At 74.7% G+C, this 15,449-nt stretch carries 10 protein-coding genes and 1 pseudogene; 2 read left to right on the top strand and 9 right to left on the bottom strand.

What is annotated here, in order from left to right:
- Nucleotides 1-155: 155 nt before the first annotated feature.
- Both F3L20_RS28220 and F3L20_RS28215 read right to left on the bottom strand, forming a co-directional pair.
- Nucleotides 156-986, bottom strand: coding sequence for an ABC transporter ATP-binding protein (locus F3L20_RS28220; protein WP_145827494.1), 831 nt, complete (start codon nucleotides 984-986; stop codon nucleotides 156-158).
- Nucleotides 979-1,907 (bottom strand): annotated as a pseudogene (locus F3L20_RS28215) (ABC transporter permease). The gene F3L20_RS28220 and the pseudogene F3L20_RS28215 overlap by 8 nt, the downstream one beginning before the upstream one ends.
- Nucleotides 1,908-2,036: 129 nt before the next feature.
- On the opposite strand from F3L20_RS28215, the gene F3L20_RS28210 reads away from it, so the two are divergent.
- The gene (locus F3L20_RS28210; protein WP_145827496.1) at nucleotides 2,037-2,669 is read left to right on the top strand and encodes a TetR/AcrR family transcriptional regulator; all 633 of its coding nucleotides are present in this window, start codon (nucleotides 2,037-2,039) and stop codon (nucleotides 2,667-2,669) included.
- A 262-nt stretch (nucleotides 2,670-2,931) separates the two neighbouring features.
- Here F3L20_RS28210 and F3L20_RS28205 read toward each other — a convergent pair whose 3' ends face one another.
- Entirely contained in the window at nucleotides 2,932-4,545 is a 1,614-nt protein-coding gene (locus F3L20_RS28205; protein WP_150156700.1) for a glycosyltransferase family 2 protein, read from the bottom strand.
- Nucleotides 4,546-4,631: 86 nt separating this feature from the next.
- Nucleotides 4,632-5,126, bottom strand: a complete 495-nt coding sequence (locus F3L20_RS28200) for a MarR family winged helix-turn-helix transcriptional regulator (RefSeq protein ID WP_150156699.1) — start codon at nucleotides 5,124-5,126, stop codon at nucleotides 4,632-4,634.
- Nucleotides 5,127-5,251: 125 nt separating this feature from the next.
- Here F3L20_RS28200 and F3L20_RS28195 point away from each other — a divergent pair, with 125 nt between their 5' ends.
- Nucleotides 5,252-5,665: an organic hydroperoxide resistance protein gene (locus tag F3L20_RS28195; RefSeq protein WP_145827499.1), complete on the top strand. Its 414-nt coding sequence runs from the start codon at nucleotides 5,252-5,254 to the stop codon at nucleotides 5,663-5,665.
- Here the strand turns inward: F3L20_RS28195 and F3L20_RS28190 are convergent.
- The 5 genes from F3L20_RS28190 to F3L20_RS28170 all read right to left on the bottom strand — a co-directional run bounded on the left by F3L20_RS28190 (nucleotide 5,614) and on the right by F3L20_RS28170 (nucleotide 15,428).
- Nucleotides 5,614-7,224, bottom strand: coding sequence for a hypothetical protein (locus tag F3L20_RS28190; RefSeq protein ID WP_150156698.1), 1,611 nt, complete (start codon nucleotides 7,222-7,224; stop codon nucleotides 5,614-5,616). The two genes, F3L20_RS28195 and F3L20_RS28190, sit on opposite strands and share 52 nt — an antisense overlap.
- Before the next feature lie 96 nt (nucleotides 7,225-7,320).
- A complete protein-coding gene (locus F3L20_RS28185) occupies nucleotides 7,321-8,586 on the bottom strand; it encodes a hypothetical protein (protein ID WP_150156697.1) in 1,266 nt (421 codons plus the stop codon).
- Nucleotides 8,583-10,799: a bifunctional glycosyltransferase/CDP-glycerol:glycerophosphate glycerophosphotransferase gene (locus tag F3L20_RS28180; protein ID WP_150156696.1), complete on the bottom strand. Its 2,217-nt coding sequence runs from the start codon at nucleotides 10,797-10,799 to the stop codon at nucleotides 8,583-8,585. Before F3L20_RS28180 ends, F3L20_RS28185 begins: the two co-directional genes overlap by 4 nt.
- 1 nt (nucleotide 10,800) lies before the next feature.
- Nucleotides 10,801-13,017: a bifunctional glycosyltransferase/CDP-glycerol:glycerophosphate glycerophosphotransferase gene (locus F3L20_RS28175; RefSeq protein ID WP_150156695.1), complete on the bottom strand. Its 2,217-nt coding sequence runs from the start codon at nucleotides 13,015-13,017 to the stop codon at nucleotides 10,801-10,803.
- 170 nt (nucleotides 13,018-13,187) lie between these two features.
- The gene (locus F3L20_RS28170) at nucleotides 13,188-15,428 is read right to left on the bottom strand and encodes a bifunctional glycosyltransferase/CDP-glycerol:glycerophosphate glycerophosphotransferase (protein WP_150156694.1); all 2,241 of its coding nucleotides are present in this window, start codon (nucleotides 15,426-15,428) and stop codon (nucleotides 13,188-13,190) included.
- Between the last annotated feature and the right edge of the window lie 21 nt (nucleotides 15,429-15,449).

Here is a 15,449-nt window from a genome sequence, read left to right as displayed (position 1 = left end):
TTCGGCTCGTCGCTGCGGGACGGTCCCCTCGGGTCATAGTGACATCAATACGCCCGAACGGGCGCGCAGAGGCGTGCGGCCGGGTGCCTCTGCGCGCCCCGCCGGGCGTGGCCCTCCGGGACGCGCACGCCCTTACGCGAGGCGGTTCCCGCCGGTCATCGCGCCGTCGCGGCCTGCCGGGGTGCCGGCACGGCCCGGTCCCCGCCCGAGGTGAACTTCTCGTACTCCCGGAGCACCTCGTCGGTCGGCCCGTCCATGCGCAGCTCGCCGCGCTCCAGCCACAGCACCCGGTCACAGGTGTCGCGGATGGACTTGTTGTTGTGGCTGACCAGGAAGACGGTGCCGGCGTGCTTGCGCAGCTCGCGGATGCGGGCCTCGGACCGCTTCTGGAAGGAGCGGTCGCCGGTGGCCAGGGCCTCGTCGACGAGCAGCACGTCGTGGTCCTTGGCGGCGGCGATGGAGAAACGCAGGCGGGCCGCCATGCCGGAGGAGTAGGTGCGCATCGGCAGGGTGATGAAGTCGCCCTTCTCGTTGATGCCGGAGAAGTCGACGATCTCCTGGTAGCGGGCCTTGACCTCCTCACGGGACATGCCCATCGCGAGGCCGCCCAGGTGCACGTTGCGTTCGCCGGTGAGGTCGGCCATCAGGGCGGCGTTGACGCCGAGCAGGGACGGCTGGCCGTCGGTGTAGATGCGGCCGTTCTCCACCGGGAGCAGTCCGGCGACGGCCTTGAGCAGCGTCGACTTGCCGGAGCCGTTGGTACCGATCAGGCCGATCGCCTCGCCCTTGTAAGCGACGAACGACACGTTCCGTACTGCGTGCACCGTGCGCACGCCGGAGGCCCTCTCGGTCTGCTTGCGGCGCAGCATGCGGTTGAGCGCGGCGGTCGCGGAGCCGCGTCCGGCGCCGGTGCCGTTGACCCGGTAGACCACGTCGACGCCGTCGGCGATGACGGTCGGGGTCTTCTCATGGGTGGTGTCAGCCACGGCCGTACCTCTCCTCTGCCTTCCAGAAGTAGACGAAGCCGACCACGGCGGCCAGCACCGCCCAGCCCAGCGCGAACGCCCAGATGTGCGGCGGCAGGTACGACGAGCCGTACTCGTCGATCATCGCGAAGCGCACCAGGTCCATGTAGACCGCGGCCGGGTTCCACTGCAGCACGTCCGCCAGCCAGGCCGGGACGTTCTTGTCCTCCAGCATCGCGGGGATGGAGAACATCACGCCCGAGGCGTACATCCAGGTCCGCAGCACGAACGGCATCAGCTGCGCCAGGTCGGGGGTGTTGCTGCCCATCCGCGCGAAGATCAGCGCCAGTCCCGTGTTGAACAGGAACTGCAGCGCCAGCGCCGGCACCACCAGCAGCCACGACAGGCTCGGATAGCTGCCGAAGCCCACCATGATCACGGCCAGCACGATCAGCGAGAACAGCAGCTGCTGGAGCTGCTGGAGCGCGAACGACACCGGCAGCGACGCCCGCGGGAAGTGCAGCGCCCGCACCAGCCCCAGGTTGCCCGAGATGGCCCGCACGCCCGCCAGCACCGAGCTCTGCGTGAAGGTGAACACGAACACGCCCGTCACCAGGAACGGCACGTACACGTCGCTCGGGATGCCCGCTTGGCGCCGAGGAGCAGGCCGAAGATGAAGAAGTACACCGCCGCGTTCAGCAGCGGGGTCGCCACCTGCCACAGCTGGCCGAGCTTGGCCCTGCTGTACTGGGCGGTGAGCTTGGCCTGCGAGAAGGCCAGGATGAAGTGCCGCCTGCCCCACAGCTGGCGGACGTACGCGCCGAGAGGCGGGCGGGCGCCGCTGACCGTGAGGCCGTGCCGGGCGGCGAGGGCCGCGAGGTCGTCCTCGCCCGATGCCGGGCTCGCCGACGCGGCGGGCGGTGTGTGGAGGGCCTGACTCACATCCGCTGCTTTCGCTAGAAGGGGGGTGGGCAACGGGTCCGACGTCGGAACGGGACCGTATCGTCGTGTCGTGAGCGTAGGTCGAATACACGTCGGAACGCAACCGTTTCGTCGCTACGGGGGCGGCCTATGCTGGACCGCATGACGAACGCAGACGAGCCCGAGCCCCGTCCGCGCCGGGCCCCCGCCGGGGCCGCCGTCCTGCGCGAGGACGTCACGGAGGCCATCCGTGCGGCCGTCTTCGAGGAGCTCGCCGCCGTCGGCTACGCCCGGATGTCGATCGAGGGCATCGCGCGCCGCGCGGGTGTCGGCAAGACCGCCGTGTACCGCCGCTGGCGCTCCAAGCTGCACGTGGTCCTCGACCTGGTGTCCGCGCTCGCCGTCCAGGGCCTGCCGGTGCCGGACACCGGCTCCCTGGAGGACGACCTGCGCCTGCTGTACGAGGTCACCTCCCGCGCCCTGCGTCACCCCGTCGCCTCGCAGATCCTCCCCGACCTCCAGGCCGAGGCCGCCCGCAACCCCGACATCGCCGAGGCCGTGCAGAAGGCTCTTCGCGAGGGCCAGGACGGGGTGGCCAAGGGCATCGTCACCGCGGCGCAGGCCCGGGGGGAGATGCGCGCGGACGCCGACCACGGCCTGGCCCTCGACCTGGTCTCCGGGCCGCTCTACTGGCGCTCGGTGGTCATCCGCAATCCGAAGCTGCCCAAGGGCTACCTGCCCGCACTGGCCCGCGCGACGGCCCAGGCCCTCAAGGCCCTCTGACCTCCGGCCCGGTTCTCGGGCCCTCGGCCCACGGGCTGGGTTTCAGGCCCGCCGGCCTCGGGCCAGATTTCGGACCCGCTGGTTCCGGCCCGGTCTTCGGGCCCCGGTCCGGTCCTCGGGACCTCGGCCCCGGCCCCGGAGCTCACGCCCTCTGGTTCCGGCCCGAATTTCGGGCCCGCTCGTCCAGGGCCCCACGGTGGTCCCGGCCTGAGTTTCGGGCTGCTGGTCCTGGACCGGTCCTCGGACCGGTCGGTCCCTGCCCTCACCCCCCGCCCGGCAGCAGGCGTCGCAGGCGGCCGCGTAGGATCCGGCCGGTGCCCTGGGCGCCGGCCGTCACCCGGAGGGCGAGCGCGCCCGCGTGCGTGGCGTAGGGGCGGATCAGGACCACCCCGTACCGGCGGCTCGGCACGGCCCCGGGGCGCAACAGGCCGGGTCCGGTGAGGGCATGGGCCGAGACGGTCCGGACCGCGCCGCTGCGGAAGCGCAGCCGCAGTCGCAGGTCCCAGGCACCGGTGGCCAGGGCGGCCAGCCGGTCGAAGGGGACGGGGACCAGGGCGGCCCACAGGGTGCCGGAGGACGGCCGCAGCGGCAGGGTGCGGCGCAGCGCCGTGCCGGGCCGGTCCCGGTGGCGCCACTCGACCTCCACCTCCACCGGACCGGCCCGCCCCACCGCGCCGTACAGCTCGTGCAGGCGCAGCCGCAGCATGCGGGTGCGGGGGCGCAGTTCCGCGTCGACGGCGAGCGGCAGCAGCCGGGTGGGGCGGGCCGGCAGGGACTCCAGACCGACCCCGGGCAGGTCCGCCGACCAGCACGGCGTGCCGTCCCCCGCGCGGGCGTACGGCGGGCACAGCCGGGCCGGGCGGGCGGCCAGCTCCCGCAGCCGGGGCAGGTCGCACGGCGCGGGCGAGGCCAGCAGCACCCGGGCGATCAGCGTGCCGGGGGCGGCCGGGTCGCGGGCCAGGTCGGCGGCGTCGTACTCGGCGAGGTGGCCGCGGGTGTGCGCCCACCACTCGCGCCGGTAGGTCTCGTCCCGCAGCGGCAGTTCGCGCGCGTACATCCGCAGGTCGTGGTCGAGGAACTTGGCCCGGGCGGCGCGCGCCAGCCGCTTCTCCCCGGCGTCCAGCAGGATCGCGTGGGCCGTGCGGCAGGCGTGCGTGCGGGCGCGCCAGTTGGCGGCGTCCGCCCGGTCCAGCGAGATCGACAGCCGGGGTGCGGACCGGCGCACGTGCCAGACGTACACCCGGTCGGGGACCAGGGCGACGCGCGGTCCGGCGGCCCACACCCGGGCGGTGAACACGAAGTCCTCGTAGGGGAAGCGGCCGTCCGGGAACCGGATGCCGTGATCGCGCAGGAAGGCCGTGGCGTACAGCTTGTCGACGCTCAGGGTGTCGCGGACCAGGCGGGGGCGGTCGGCCGGGTGGGCGAGTACGGCGGGGGAGGCGTACAGGGCGGGCTCCCACGGCACCTCGCGGCCCGAGGGCAGCTCGCGGCGCACGCACAGACCGCCCGCGACCTGCGCGTCCGCCCGCGTCGCGGCGGCGAGCAGCGCGTCCACCGCGCCGGGCGGCAACACGTCGTCGCTGTCCAGGAACATCACGTACGGCGTGCGCACCGCGTCCAGACCGGTGTTGCGCGGGGTGCCGCAGCCGCCGCTGTTGACCGGCAGCCGGATCACCCGCAGCCGGGGCTCGCCCGCGGCCAGCCGCTCCAGCAAGCCGGCGCTGCCGTCCGTGGAGCAGTCGTCCACGGCGACGACCTCGCGCACGGCGGGTCCCTGGCCGAGCGCGGAACGCACCGCGTCGGCCACATGGACGGAGTCGTCGTGGCCTATGACGACGACGGAGACGGCGTCGGCCGGTGCGGGGTCGGGGTGCATGACATCCTCGGGGCGCGCTGCGGGGGGTCCCGTACAACGTCACCCGCGCCGCGCCGATCCGCACCCCGTGGGCGTCCCCGCGGGCGTCAGGCCCCTTCGGCCGCGGCCTTGTCCAGCGCGGCGGTCAGCTGCGCGAGGGTGGTGCTCAGGGAGCGCATCTCCTCGGCGCGCAGTCCGGTGGCGGCGGAGATCCGGCGCGGCACCTCCACGGCCCGCCGGCGCAGCGCGACGCCCTCCTCGGTGAGCCGGACCTCGACCGACCGCTCGTCGCGCGCGCTGCGCTCCCGGTGCACGAGACCGGCCGTCTCCAGCCGCTTGAGCAGCGGGGACAGCGTGCCGGAGTCCAGGCGCAGGCGTTCGCCGAGCGCCTTCACGGGCAGGGTGCCGTGCTCCCACAGCACCAGCATGACCAGGTACTGCGGATAGGTGATGCCGAGGTCCTTGAGCACCACCCGGTAGACGCCGTTGAAGGCGCGCGCGGCGGCGTTGAGGCTGAAGCAGATCTGCTGGTCGAGGCGGAGCCAGTCGTCCGTGACGGCCGGCGCGTCCGTCGCGGCCGGGGGGCTGGGTGTGGCTGTCATGCGTCCAGGGTAGCGCTGGGCGAGCCATTTGGTTGTGCCCAACTAAATTGTGTGCTCTACTTGAGTCCACGGAGGCCGGGTCCCCACGAACCGGCCGGTCACCCGCCGAGAGGAAAGGTGTCCTCATGGACGCGCTCTACACCGCAGTCGCCACCGCCACCCACGGTCGCGAGGGCCGCGCCGTCACCTCCGACGGCAAGCTGGACCTCGGACTGAGCGCCCCCGCGGAGCTGGGCGGCGACGGCAAGGGCACCAACCCCGAGCAGCTGTTCGCCGCCGGGTACGCGGCCTGCTTCGGCAGCGCCCTCGGCGCCGTCGGCCGCGCCGCGAAGGTGGACGTCAGCGAGGCCGCGGTGACCGCCGAGGTCGGCATCGGCAAGCAGGGCGAGGGCTTCGCGCTCGCCGTGACGCTCCGCATCGAGCTGCCCGACGGCCTCGAGGAGGAGACCGGCCGCAAGCTGGTCGAGCAGGCCCACCAGGTCTGCCCCTACTCCAACGCCACCCGCGGCAACATCCCGGTCGAGCTCGTCATCGAGTAGTCCCGCCGACCGCTCCCCACCCGCGCCAGCACCTCGCCGGTCCGCCGGCTCCAGGCCACCACCACCGCCTCCTCGGGCACCCGCTGCCGAGGCGTCAGCAGCAGCCAGCGCACCCGGTACCGGCGGACCACCGTGTCCCGCACGGCGCGGGTCGAGGCGGGGTCCAGGTAGGCCCGCACGTCGGCCAGCCGCCGCAGCCGCTCCCGTTCGTCCAGCGAGGCGTCCGGCCAGGCGGGTGCGGCGAGGTTCGGCCCGTACCCGGCGATCGCGTGGACGGCGTAGTAGCCGTCGGTGACGACCACCTCGCCCGGGGCGATGTGCCGCGCGGCCCAGTCGTACGAGGGCCAGTCCGGGGGCTGCCGGAAGCCGGCCGACGGCGGCAGCAGCGCCCCGGCGTGCACGGTGAGGAGCCCCGCGACGGCCCCCGCCGCCGCGGCCCCGCCCAGCAGCCGGCGCCACACCGGCCACGGGCGGGGCGCCGCCAGTTCCACCGCCAGCGCGACCTGCGCCGGTACCAGGGTCAGCCCGAGCGCCCGGCCGTAGGTGTAGTGGCCGCTCACCCAGCCGTACGCCACCACCAGGCAGTCCAGCGCGAACATCAGCACCAGCGGGTCGCGCCGTGAGCGCCGGGCCCGCAGCCACAGGGCCGGCAGGCCGAGCAGCGCCAGCCCGAACTGGCCCGCCAGATCCAGGTACAGCCGCCGGTGCATCGCGTCCACGCTGGTGTCCCCGGCCAGCGCGAACACGTCGAAGTACGGCCAGCACACCGCCACCAGCAGCGCCACGGCGCCCGTCAGCGCCCACCGCCCGGCCAGCGCCGGCGACCAGCGCCGCTGCCACCCGGCGACCAGGGCCAGCCCCCCCAGCGCCGCCGCGACCGCCGTGATCGGGTGCACCAGCAGGATCAGCCCGTACAGCAGCCCGAGACCCGCGTAGCCGGACAGCGGGCGCAGCCCGCGCGGCCCCACGTACCGCACGGTGCCCGCGTCCCGGGCCCGCGCGCCCGTCAGCGCCCAGGCCCAGAAGGCCAGCCCGATCGCGAACGCCGACGGGTAGGGCAGGTTGCCCGTCATCGACATCAGATTCAGGTAGCCGCTCCACCAGGCCCGCTCCACCCCCCACAGCAGGGTCATCGCGGCGAGCGCCAGCACCGGCGCCCAGGGGCGCGGGGTGAGCACGCGCACGAAGCGGCCCAGCCCGGTGAGCAGTACCAGCAGGTTCAGCGGCCCGGTGAGCCGCAGCATCTCCCAGCCGCCCAGCCCGGTCAGCCGGGCCAGCACGCCCTGCGTCACCGAGTACGGCGAGTAGTACGGGCTGCCCCGGCCCGGCAGGTCCGCCATCGGGTGCCGGGGGCGCAGCAGGTCGTCCTTCAGGCGCTCCACCACCGCCGCGTGCTGACCGGCGTCGCAGCACAGCGGTACCCGCCAGAACGCCAGGGTCATCACCAGGAAGAACAGGAAGCCGGCGCACTGGTACGGCGTGGGACGCCAGGACCCGCCGCCGCGCAGCGCCGTGGCGCCGTCCACCGTGCGGCGCCGGACGAGGACGCCGGCGCTCACCGGACGAGAGGGGAAAGGGGCATTCGGGGCATTTGCCCAATGTTCCCGGCTCGCGCGCCGGATTGACCTTCCCTCACCTCTTCGAGTGACCCCCGGTCAGCCCACGGGTTCCACGGCCGCGCCCTGCGCGGGCACCACCGCCCGCCGCAGCACCGGCTCCAGCAGCAACGGGACCCCCAGCACCGGCAGCAGCCAGGCCAGGGTGATCAGCCGGTCGCCCCAGATGTTGATGTCCGGATGCCCCGCCTGGTTGAGCAGACCCGTACAGGCCGCCCCGGCCAGGAAGGCGCCGAACGCCGGCCGTCGCAGCGCCCCCAGCGCGCCCGCCGCCAACGCCGCCACGAACAGCGGCTCCCCCATCTGCCGCCGCGCCCACTCCATCCAGAAGTTCCCCTGGAGCTGGAAGAACTCCGCCCACGGCCGCTCACGGTCAGGACGGGCGAAGTGGTCGGTGAGCAGGTCCTGCACACTCTCCGACGTCGACGGGTAGTCCAGCAGCCGGGACACCAGCAGCGTGCCGAGCATCCCCGCACACCCCACCGCCGCGAGCGCCACGGCACCGCGCCCCGACGGCAGACCCCGCCGGCGGCGCCGTACGGCGACCGCCGTGCCCGCGGCCGCCAGGCACAGCCCGAGGAACAGCGCCTGGGAGTGCTTCACGGTGAACAGCGCGAGCAGCGCGCAGCCCACCAGCGCCAGCCCCGCCCGCGGCCGGGTCCCGCCCAGCACCAGGGCGCAGCCCCACAGCGCGGCCAGGGTGAGGGCCAGCAGCAGCCCCTCGGTCATCGGGCGCATCGCCGTCGTCCCGCACGGCAGGACGAGGAACAGCGCCTGCCCGGTGAGCGCGAGCGGCACCGGGACCGCCAGGGCGCGCAGCACCAGGTACGTGAGCACCCCGCCCGCGCAGGTGATCACCACGCCCGCGGCCCACACCCCCCAGGTCACCCCGAACAGGGTGACGAACGGCAGCAGGAACACCGGATAGCCGGGCCGTACCTCGAAGATCCGCATGAACCGCTCCGGCATGAACGGCACTGTGTGCCCGGCGGTGTCCCCGGCCGCCAGGCGCGCCTCCACCTGCCGCCACTCCTGCTCCCGGCACTCCCGCAGAACCCGGGGCGCGGGGTCCGGGGCGTGGAAACGCACCACGTCCACGTTCTGCGCGCGGTGCGCCATCGCCGCCCGGCCCGCGCAGTAGTGGTCGATGGTGGCCCGCGCCGCCTCCCGCTTGTCCGCGCCGCCCAGACTCAGCGCGTACGACACGTAGTTCTTGCTGTCGGGGGTGTCGCGGCCCTCCACGGTGGCCAGTTGCAGCAGCGCGAACAGCGCCGCCAGCAGCAGCACCCAGGTGCGCGGCCTCACGACGGCGTCAGCAGGTCACGGCCGCCGGCCTGGGCGGGCAGCAGGCCGGGACCGGCCGGCGGGTCGGGCATCGGCTCGCCCAGCATCAGCGTGCGCACCACCCGCTCGGCGGCCCCGCCGTCGTCGAACTCGCAGAACCGCTCCCGGAACGCCGCCCGCAGCCGCGCCGACTCCGCGTCCGCCCAGGTCCCGGACGCGAACAGCCAGGCCAGCTCCCGGTAGGAACGCGTCACATGACCAGGCGCCTCGGCCGTGACGTCGACGTACGCGCCCCGGCTCGCGCGGAAGGCGTCCCAGTCGTCGGCGTGGATCACGATCGGCCGGTCCAGCAGGGCGTAGTCGACCATCACGGCCGAGTAGTCGGTGACCAGGACGTCGGCGGCGAGCAGCACGTCCTGCACCTCCGGCTCGTCCGTGGCGTCCACCAGCACGCCCCGCCGGTGCAGTTCCGCGAGGCCCAGCCCGCGGGCCGGACCGTCGGCGAGCGAGGGGTGCAGCCGGACCACGAGGGTGCGGCCCTCGCCCAGGTCGGCGGCGAAGCGGGCCAGGTCGATCCGCTCCACCAGCCCGTCCCTGCGGTAGTCCCGGCGGGTCGGCGCGTACAGCACCACCGTGTGGCCGTCCGGGACGCCGAGCCGCTCCCGCGTCGCGCGGGCCCGCTGCTCGTCCCCCCGCACCAGCACGTCGTTGCGCGGGGAGCCCGACCGCAGCGAGGTGAAGTGGCAGGGGAAGGCCCCCTCCCACACCCGCTCGGAGTGGCGGTTGGCGACCAGGCTGTAGTCCCAGCGGTCGGCCCGGCGCAGCATCCGCGGCACGTCGAAGTGCAGCCGGGCGCCGGGCTTGCCCAGCAGATCGGCGCCCATGTACTTCAGCGGGGTGCCCTGGTGGGTGTGGATGTGCACGCTCCCCGGGCGTTTGGGGAGCGTCCACGGCCAGTTGACGTTGTTGACGAAGTAGGTGGCCCGCTCGGTCACCCGGCGGTAGCCGGGCGAGTCGAGCAGCACGTACGGGGTGTCCGGCGGCAGGGCCGCGGCCCGCTCCTCGTCGGCGACCACCCACACGCCCCGGACGTGCGGGGCGAGTTCGCGCGCCGCCCGGTAGACGGCCGCCGGGTCGCCGTACATCCCGCGGTGCGAGAACGCCGAGTACACGGCGAGGTCCGGATCGAGCGGGCGGCGCAGCAGCGACCGGGCGCGCACGGCCCGCGCCGCCGTCGCCGCCCGCACCTGCCCGGCCCGGCGGGCCAGGTCCCGGCCGGTCCGCTGGGCGCGCCGCCGCAGCACGTAGCCGGCGTAACCGCCCTCCAGCGACCGCAGTTCGGCGGGGATCCGGACGCCCGGCGGCCGGTGCGCGTGGAACATCTCGGCGGTGCGGCGGAAGAACTCCGCCCGGTCGGACGGCGGCAGCCGGTCCGGCTTGGACAGGATGTCGAGACAATGCTCGCCCATCTTGGCGTGCAGGAACGGCCGCCAGTGCGCCAGCGCCGGGCGGGCGTCGACGAAGCGGAACACCCGCGCGTACTGCTCGTGCACGTCGAAGTGCTTGCGGCTGGTGGTGGACAGGATGTTCCCCTGGCGGCGCTGCCGGTAGTACAGGCAGATCCGGTCCAGGGTGGCGATGCGCTCCGCGCTGAGCAGCACCGGGAAGGTCCAGGGCGTGTCCTCGTAGTAGCCGGGCGGGAAGGAGAAACCCTCCCGCTCCACGAAGTCACGGCGGTAGACCTTGTTCCACACCACCATCAGCAGTTCGAGGATCTCGGGCCGCTCGTCCGCCGTGAAGGTGCCCCCGGCGGCCTCGGTCAGCACATGGGACAGGACGTTGCGGCGGGTGCCGCCCCACCAGTAGGTGCGGGCGTAGTCGAAGACCAGCACGTCCGGGTCGCCGGTCTCGCCGAGCCGGTCCGCCAGGGCGCGCAGCGCGCCCGGCGTGAGGGTGTCGTCGCTGTCCAGGAAGAACAGGTAGTCGCCCGTGGCGTGCGGCATCGCCGCGTTGCGGGCTCGGCCGAGGCCCACGTTCTCCGGCAGGTGCAGCACCTTCAGGCGTTCGTCGCGGGCCGCGTACGCGTCGAGGATCTCCCCGCAGCCGTCCGGGGATCGGTCGTCGACGGCGATCACCTCGATGTCGCGGTACGACTGCCCGAGCACCGAGTCGAGACAGGCGTGCAGATACGCCTGCACCTTGTACACGGGGACGATGACGCTGAAGCGGGGCACGTCAGCTCCTCACCAGGGTGGCGGCCGCGGGGGCGGGGACGCGCTCCGCGAGCGGGATCACGGGCGGCAGGGCCTCGGGCGGCTCACCGAGCAGCACCCGGCGCACGACCCGCTCGGCGGCCCGCCCGTCGTCGAAGGGGCAGAACCGCTCCCGGAACGCCGCCCGCAGCGCCGCCGACCCCGCGTCCGCGTACGTGCCGTCCCGGAACACCCGGGCCAGTTCCTCGGGCGTCCGGGTGACCGGGCCCGGCGGAGCGGCCGTCAGGTCGAAGCAGACGCCCCGCGTCTCCCGGTACACGTCCCAGTCGTCGGCGTGGACGACGATCGGGCGGTCCAGGTTGGCGTAGTCGAACATGATCGACGAGTAGTCGGTGATCAGGGCGTCCGCGGCCAGGCACACGTCCTCCGAGGAGCGGTGCGCGGACACGTCGATGACCCTGGTGACCCGGCGGGCCCGGCCGCCCCCGTGTCCGCCCCGGTCGTAGAAGTAGTGCGCGCGCAGCAGGACCACCACGTCCTCGCCGGCCGCCTCGCAGAACGCCTCCAGGTCGAGGCCGGGCTCGAAACCGGTGTGGTGGTCGCGGTGGGTGGGCGCGTACAGCACGGCCCGCGCGCCCTCCGGGACGCCCAGCTCGGCGCGGATCCGGGCCACGTCGTCGGCGCCGGCCGTCACATAGACGTCGTTGCGCGGATAGCCGTACTCCAGGTGCTCGTACGAGCCGGGGAAGGCGCGCTCCCACACGCGGGTGGAGTGCGGGTTGGAGGAGAGGTTGTAGTCCCAGCGGTCCACCCGGCCGAGCAGCTTGGTGAAGCTGCCGGTGGCGGCCGCCACCACCGGGTACGTCGACTGGTCCACGCCCATGGTCTTCAGCGGGGTGCCGTGCTGCGTCTGCAGATGCACGCTCCCGGGGCGTTTGACCACGCCCTCCGCGAAGTTGGCGTTGTTGACCAGGTACGTGGCGCGGGCGAGGAGCTCCCACGCGCGGTGGGTGCCGAGGACCGCGTACTCCACGCCGTCGGGCACGGTGTGCGCCTGGTCGGCCTCCACCAGGAACACCCCCCGCAGGTGCGGGGCGAGTTCGCGGGCCTTGGCGTGGATCGCGGCCGGGTTGCAGGCGTAACCCCGGCCCCAGTACGCGCAGTAGACGGCGAGGTCCGGGTCCAGGGGGCGGCGCAGCTGGAAGCCGTAGTGCAGCCGGGTGCGCAGGCCGCGGGGGCGGGGCAGGGCGGCCGCCGCCCGGGCGGCCGCGCGCCGGGTGTCGCGCAGCGCGGCGAACGCCTCGTAGGACCCGGCCGCCAGCAGCCGGTGCTGCACGCCCAGGCTGCCACCGGGCGGCCGGTGGCCGGCGGGGCGGTGGCGTCGGTAGAGGGCGCTCGCGCGGTGGAAGAACGCCCGCCGCCCGGCGGGCAGCCGCCGGGGGTGCGCGGCGGTCTTCAGCACGGCGGCGAAGAGCTGATCGAACAGCGGCGCCGACCGCTCGGCCGGCAGGGCCAGCACGGCGGCCCGGTCCAGCACCCGCTCGGCCTGGTCCAGCAGGTCGGCGTGGTGCGGCCCCGGCAGCCGCAGCCGGTCGCCCTGACGGCGCGCCCGGTGCCGCACCAGCACCCGGCACAGCACCGCGAGGCGCTCCGCGTGCAGCGTCGCCCGTCCGCCCCAGCCGACGTCGGTGAAGTGACCGGGCGGGAAGGCCAGTTCGTGTTCCATGACGAAGGCCCGGCGCCAGGCCGTGCTCCAGGCGGGCAGCCGCACCCCGGTGAGGTGCGGGGCGCGGGACGGGGCGAAGGCGCCGTCCGGGGCGCCGGCCAGCAGGGGCGCCGCCGGAAAGGTCGGCTCCCCCTCCCACCAGGGCACCCGCTCGTGCTCGAAGGGCAGTACGTCCACCGGGCCGGTGTCCGCCAGCAGGGCGTCCAGGGCCGCCAGGGCGCCCGGCAGCAGCAGGTCGTCGCCGTCGAGGAACAGCAGGTACGTGCCGGTCGCCGCCCGCACGCCCGCGTTGCGCGCCCCCGCCAGCCCCTCGGACGGCGGCGCGTGCACGGGTACCACCCGGGAGTCCCGCTCCGCGTGCCCGGCGGCGACGTCGGCCGCCGGGGACCCGGCCGTGTCGCAGACCGGGATCAGCTCGAGGTCTCCGAACGACTGGGCGAGGACCGAGTCCAGCGCCTGGCCCAGCCGGCCTGCGACCCCATGGGTCGGGACGATGATGCTGAAGCGGGGCATTCTGCTCTTTCCGTTGACGGGGGCGTGACGGCGGCCGCTCAGCGGGCGGGCCGCCGCCCGGGCCGCCCCGTCGGCCGCCGGGCGGGCGGCCGGGCCGGGGCGGGCCGTGACGAGCCGGGGGGCATGGGTACTCCCAGTGGGGCAACGACGGTCGGCGGGGTCGGTGACGGTCAGAAGACGGCCGGCTGCGGCGGCAGCGACACCGCAGCGGCCTCCAGCGCGGCCGCGGCCGACGGCACCGGGCGCCGCCGCTCCGGGGGGACGGGAGGCGCCGTCTCCGTCTCCCCGCACAGCACCCGGCGTACGACGCGCTCGGCGGCGCGTCCGTCGTCGTGCGGGCAGAAGCGGTCCCGGAACGCCGCCCGCTGCCCCGCCGAGCGGGCCCCGCACCAGCGGCCGCCGGCGAAGATCTCGATCAGCTCGTCCTCGCTGTCGGCCACCGGGCCAGGCGGGAAGGTCCACGGGTCGACGTAGAGGCCGCGGGCCGCCGCGTACGCCTCGCGGTCCCCGGCGTGCAGCACGATCGGCCGGTCCAGGCCCGCGTAGTCGCACATCAGCGGGGAGAAGTCGGTGACCAGGGCGTCCGAGGCCAGGCACAGCGTCGTCACGTCGGGGTGCGCGGAGACGTCCACCACCCGGTCGGAGGCGGCCTCCAGCGGCCCGTCGTGCGGCCGGCCCGCACGGGACAGGATCACGAACCGCGGACCGAGCCGGCGGGCCACCCGCTCCAGGTCGAGCAGACGCAGCGGGGTGCGGCGGTAGTCGCGGGGAACGGGCGCGTACAGGATCGCCACTGCGCCCGCGGGCACACCCAGGCACTCCCGCAGCACGGCCACGTCCGCCGAGGTCGCCGTGTGGAACCGGTCGGTGCGCGGCCTGCCGTACTCCAGGGTGGTGTAGCGGCCCGGGTACACCCGCTCCCAGGTCAGCGTGGAGTGCCGGTCGCCGGAGACCACGTGGTCCCATTGGTCGACGCCCCTGAGCAGCCGGGCGAAGTCCGTGTCCCGCGCCGCCGCCGGGCGCTCCTGGAGGTCGATGCCCGCGTGCGCCAGCGGGGTGCCGGGCGGCGTGTGCACCAGGACCTGCCCCCTGCGCTTGACCAGCCCGGGCACCACCTCGCGGTCGGTCACCAGACAGGCGCTGCGGGCCAGCGCGGTGAGATGCGCGGCCGTGCCCGGCGCGATCCGGCGGGTGGCGGTGGGCAGGGTGTGGTGGAGCGCGGGGCGGGTGACCCAGGCGGTGCGGAGGTGCGGTGCGTGGTCGCGCACCGCCGACTCCAGGGCGGCCGGGTCACCGCCGTAGGGGCCGTCCTCACGGACCGTGAACAGCACCCGCCCGCTGTCCAGCGGCAGCAGCCGCTGGACGCGGTAGTGCGTCCGCAGCAGGGCGGCGCGCAGGGCGCGCAGCGACCGGCGGGACAGCCGGCGCGCCCGGCGGCCGAGGGCCGCGGCCAGCCGCAGGGCCCGGTAGGTGCGGTGCAGGCCGAACCGGACCAGCGCGTGCCGCACCCGGGCCCGCGCGGGGACGGACGCGCCGGGCGTCCGGTGGCGCCGGTACTGGTCGCGGGCCCGCCGCAGGAAGGCGGCGCGCGAGCCGCGGGGCAGCCGGTCCGGGCGGGTGTACACCGTCAGCAGATGGTCGACCATGCGGCGGAACAGCACCGGCCGCCAGCGCTCCAGGGCGGGATGCTCGTCGAGGTGCGCGAAGACCTGGTCGTACTGGTCGAAGACCTCGAAGTGGCGCTCGCTGGTGGTGTGCAGGATGCCGCCGGTCCGCCGCTGCCGGTAGTGGACGCACACCCGGTCGAGGGTGGCGACCGTCTCCGCCGTCATCAGCACCGGGTAGGTCCACGGGGTGTCCTCGTAGTAGCCCGGCGGGAAGACGAACCCGGCGCGCTCGACGAACTCCCGCCGGTAGGCCTTGTTCCAGGCCACCGCCAGCACGTTCAGCAGCCCCGGCCGGTCGGCGAGCGCGAACGGCGCCGGGCCGTGCTCGGTGAGCTCGGCGGCGACCTGGTTGCGCACGGTCCCGCCCGTCCAGTAGGTGCGGGCGTAGTCGTAGACCAGGACGTCCGGGTCGCCGGTCTCCTTCAGCCGGTCGGCGACGGCCAGCAGCGCGTCCGGCGTGAGGGTGTCGTCTCCGTCCAGGAACACCAGGTAGTCGCCGGTGGCGCGGGCCGCCCCCGCGTTGCGGGCCGGGCCCAGGCCGACGTTCGCCGGCAGGTGCACCGGCCGCACCCGCGGGTCGCGGGCCGCGAACTCGTCGATCACCGCTCCGCAGGCGTCCGGCGAGCAGTCGTCCACGGCGATCAGTTCGAGATCCGGGTACGACTGGGTCAGCACCGACTCCAGGCACTCGCGCAGATACGCCTGAACCTGGTACGCGGGGACAATGACACTGAACCTGGGCAAGGGGCATCCAACGGTCGGTGC

The organism is Streptomyces tendae, assembly GCF_008632955.1.
Lineage (GTDB): Bacteria > Actinomycetota > Actinomycetes > Streptomycetales > Streptomycetaceae > Streptomyces.
Note: the sequence above shows the minus strand (reverse complement) of the source record. Positions and strands in the feature narration are given on the sequence as shown.

Excerpts from the sequence above, each read along its gene's own strand:
- F3L20_RS28210 (WP_145827496.1), top strand. The coding sequence starts at position 2,037 with ATGCTGGACCGCATGACGAACGCAGACGAGCCCGAGCCCCGTCCGCGC.
- F3L20_RS28205 (WP_150156700.1), bottom strand. The coding sequence starts at position 4,545 with ATGCACCCCGACCCCGCACCGGCCGACGCCGTCTCCGTCGTCGTCATA.
- F3L20_RS28200 (WP_150156699.1), bottom strand. The coding sequence starts at position 5,126 with ATGACAGCCACACCCAGCCCCCCGGCCGCGACGGACGCGCCGGCCGTC.
- F3L20_RS28195 (WP_145827499.1), top strand. The coding sequence starts at position 5,252 with ATGGACGCGCTCTACACCGCAGTCGCCACCGCCACCCACGGTCGCGAG.
- F3L20_RS28175 (WP_150156695.1), bottom strand. The coding sequence starts at position 13,017 with ATGCCCCGCTTCAGCATCATCGTCCCGACCCATGGGGTCGCAGGCCGG.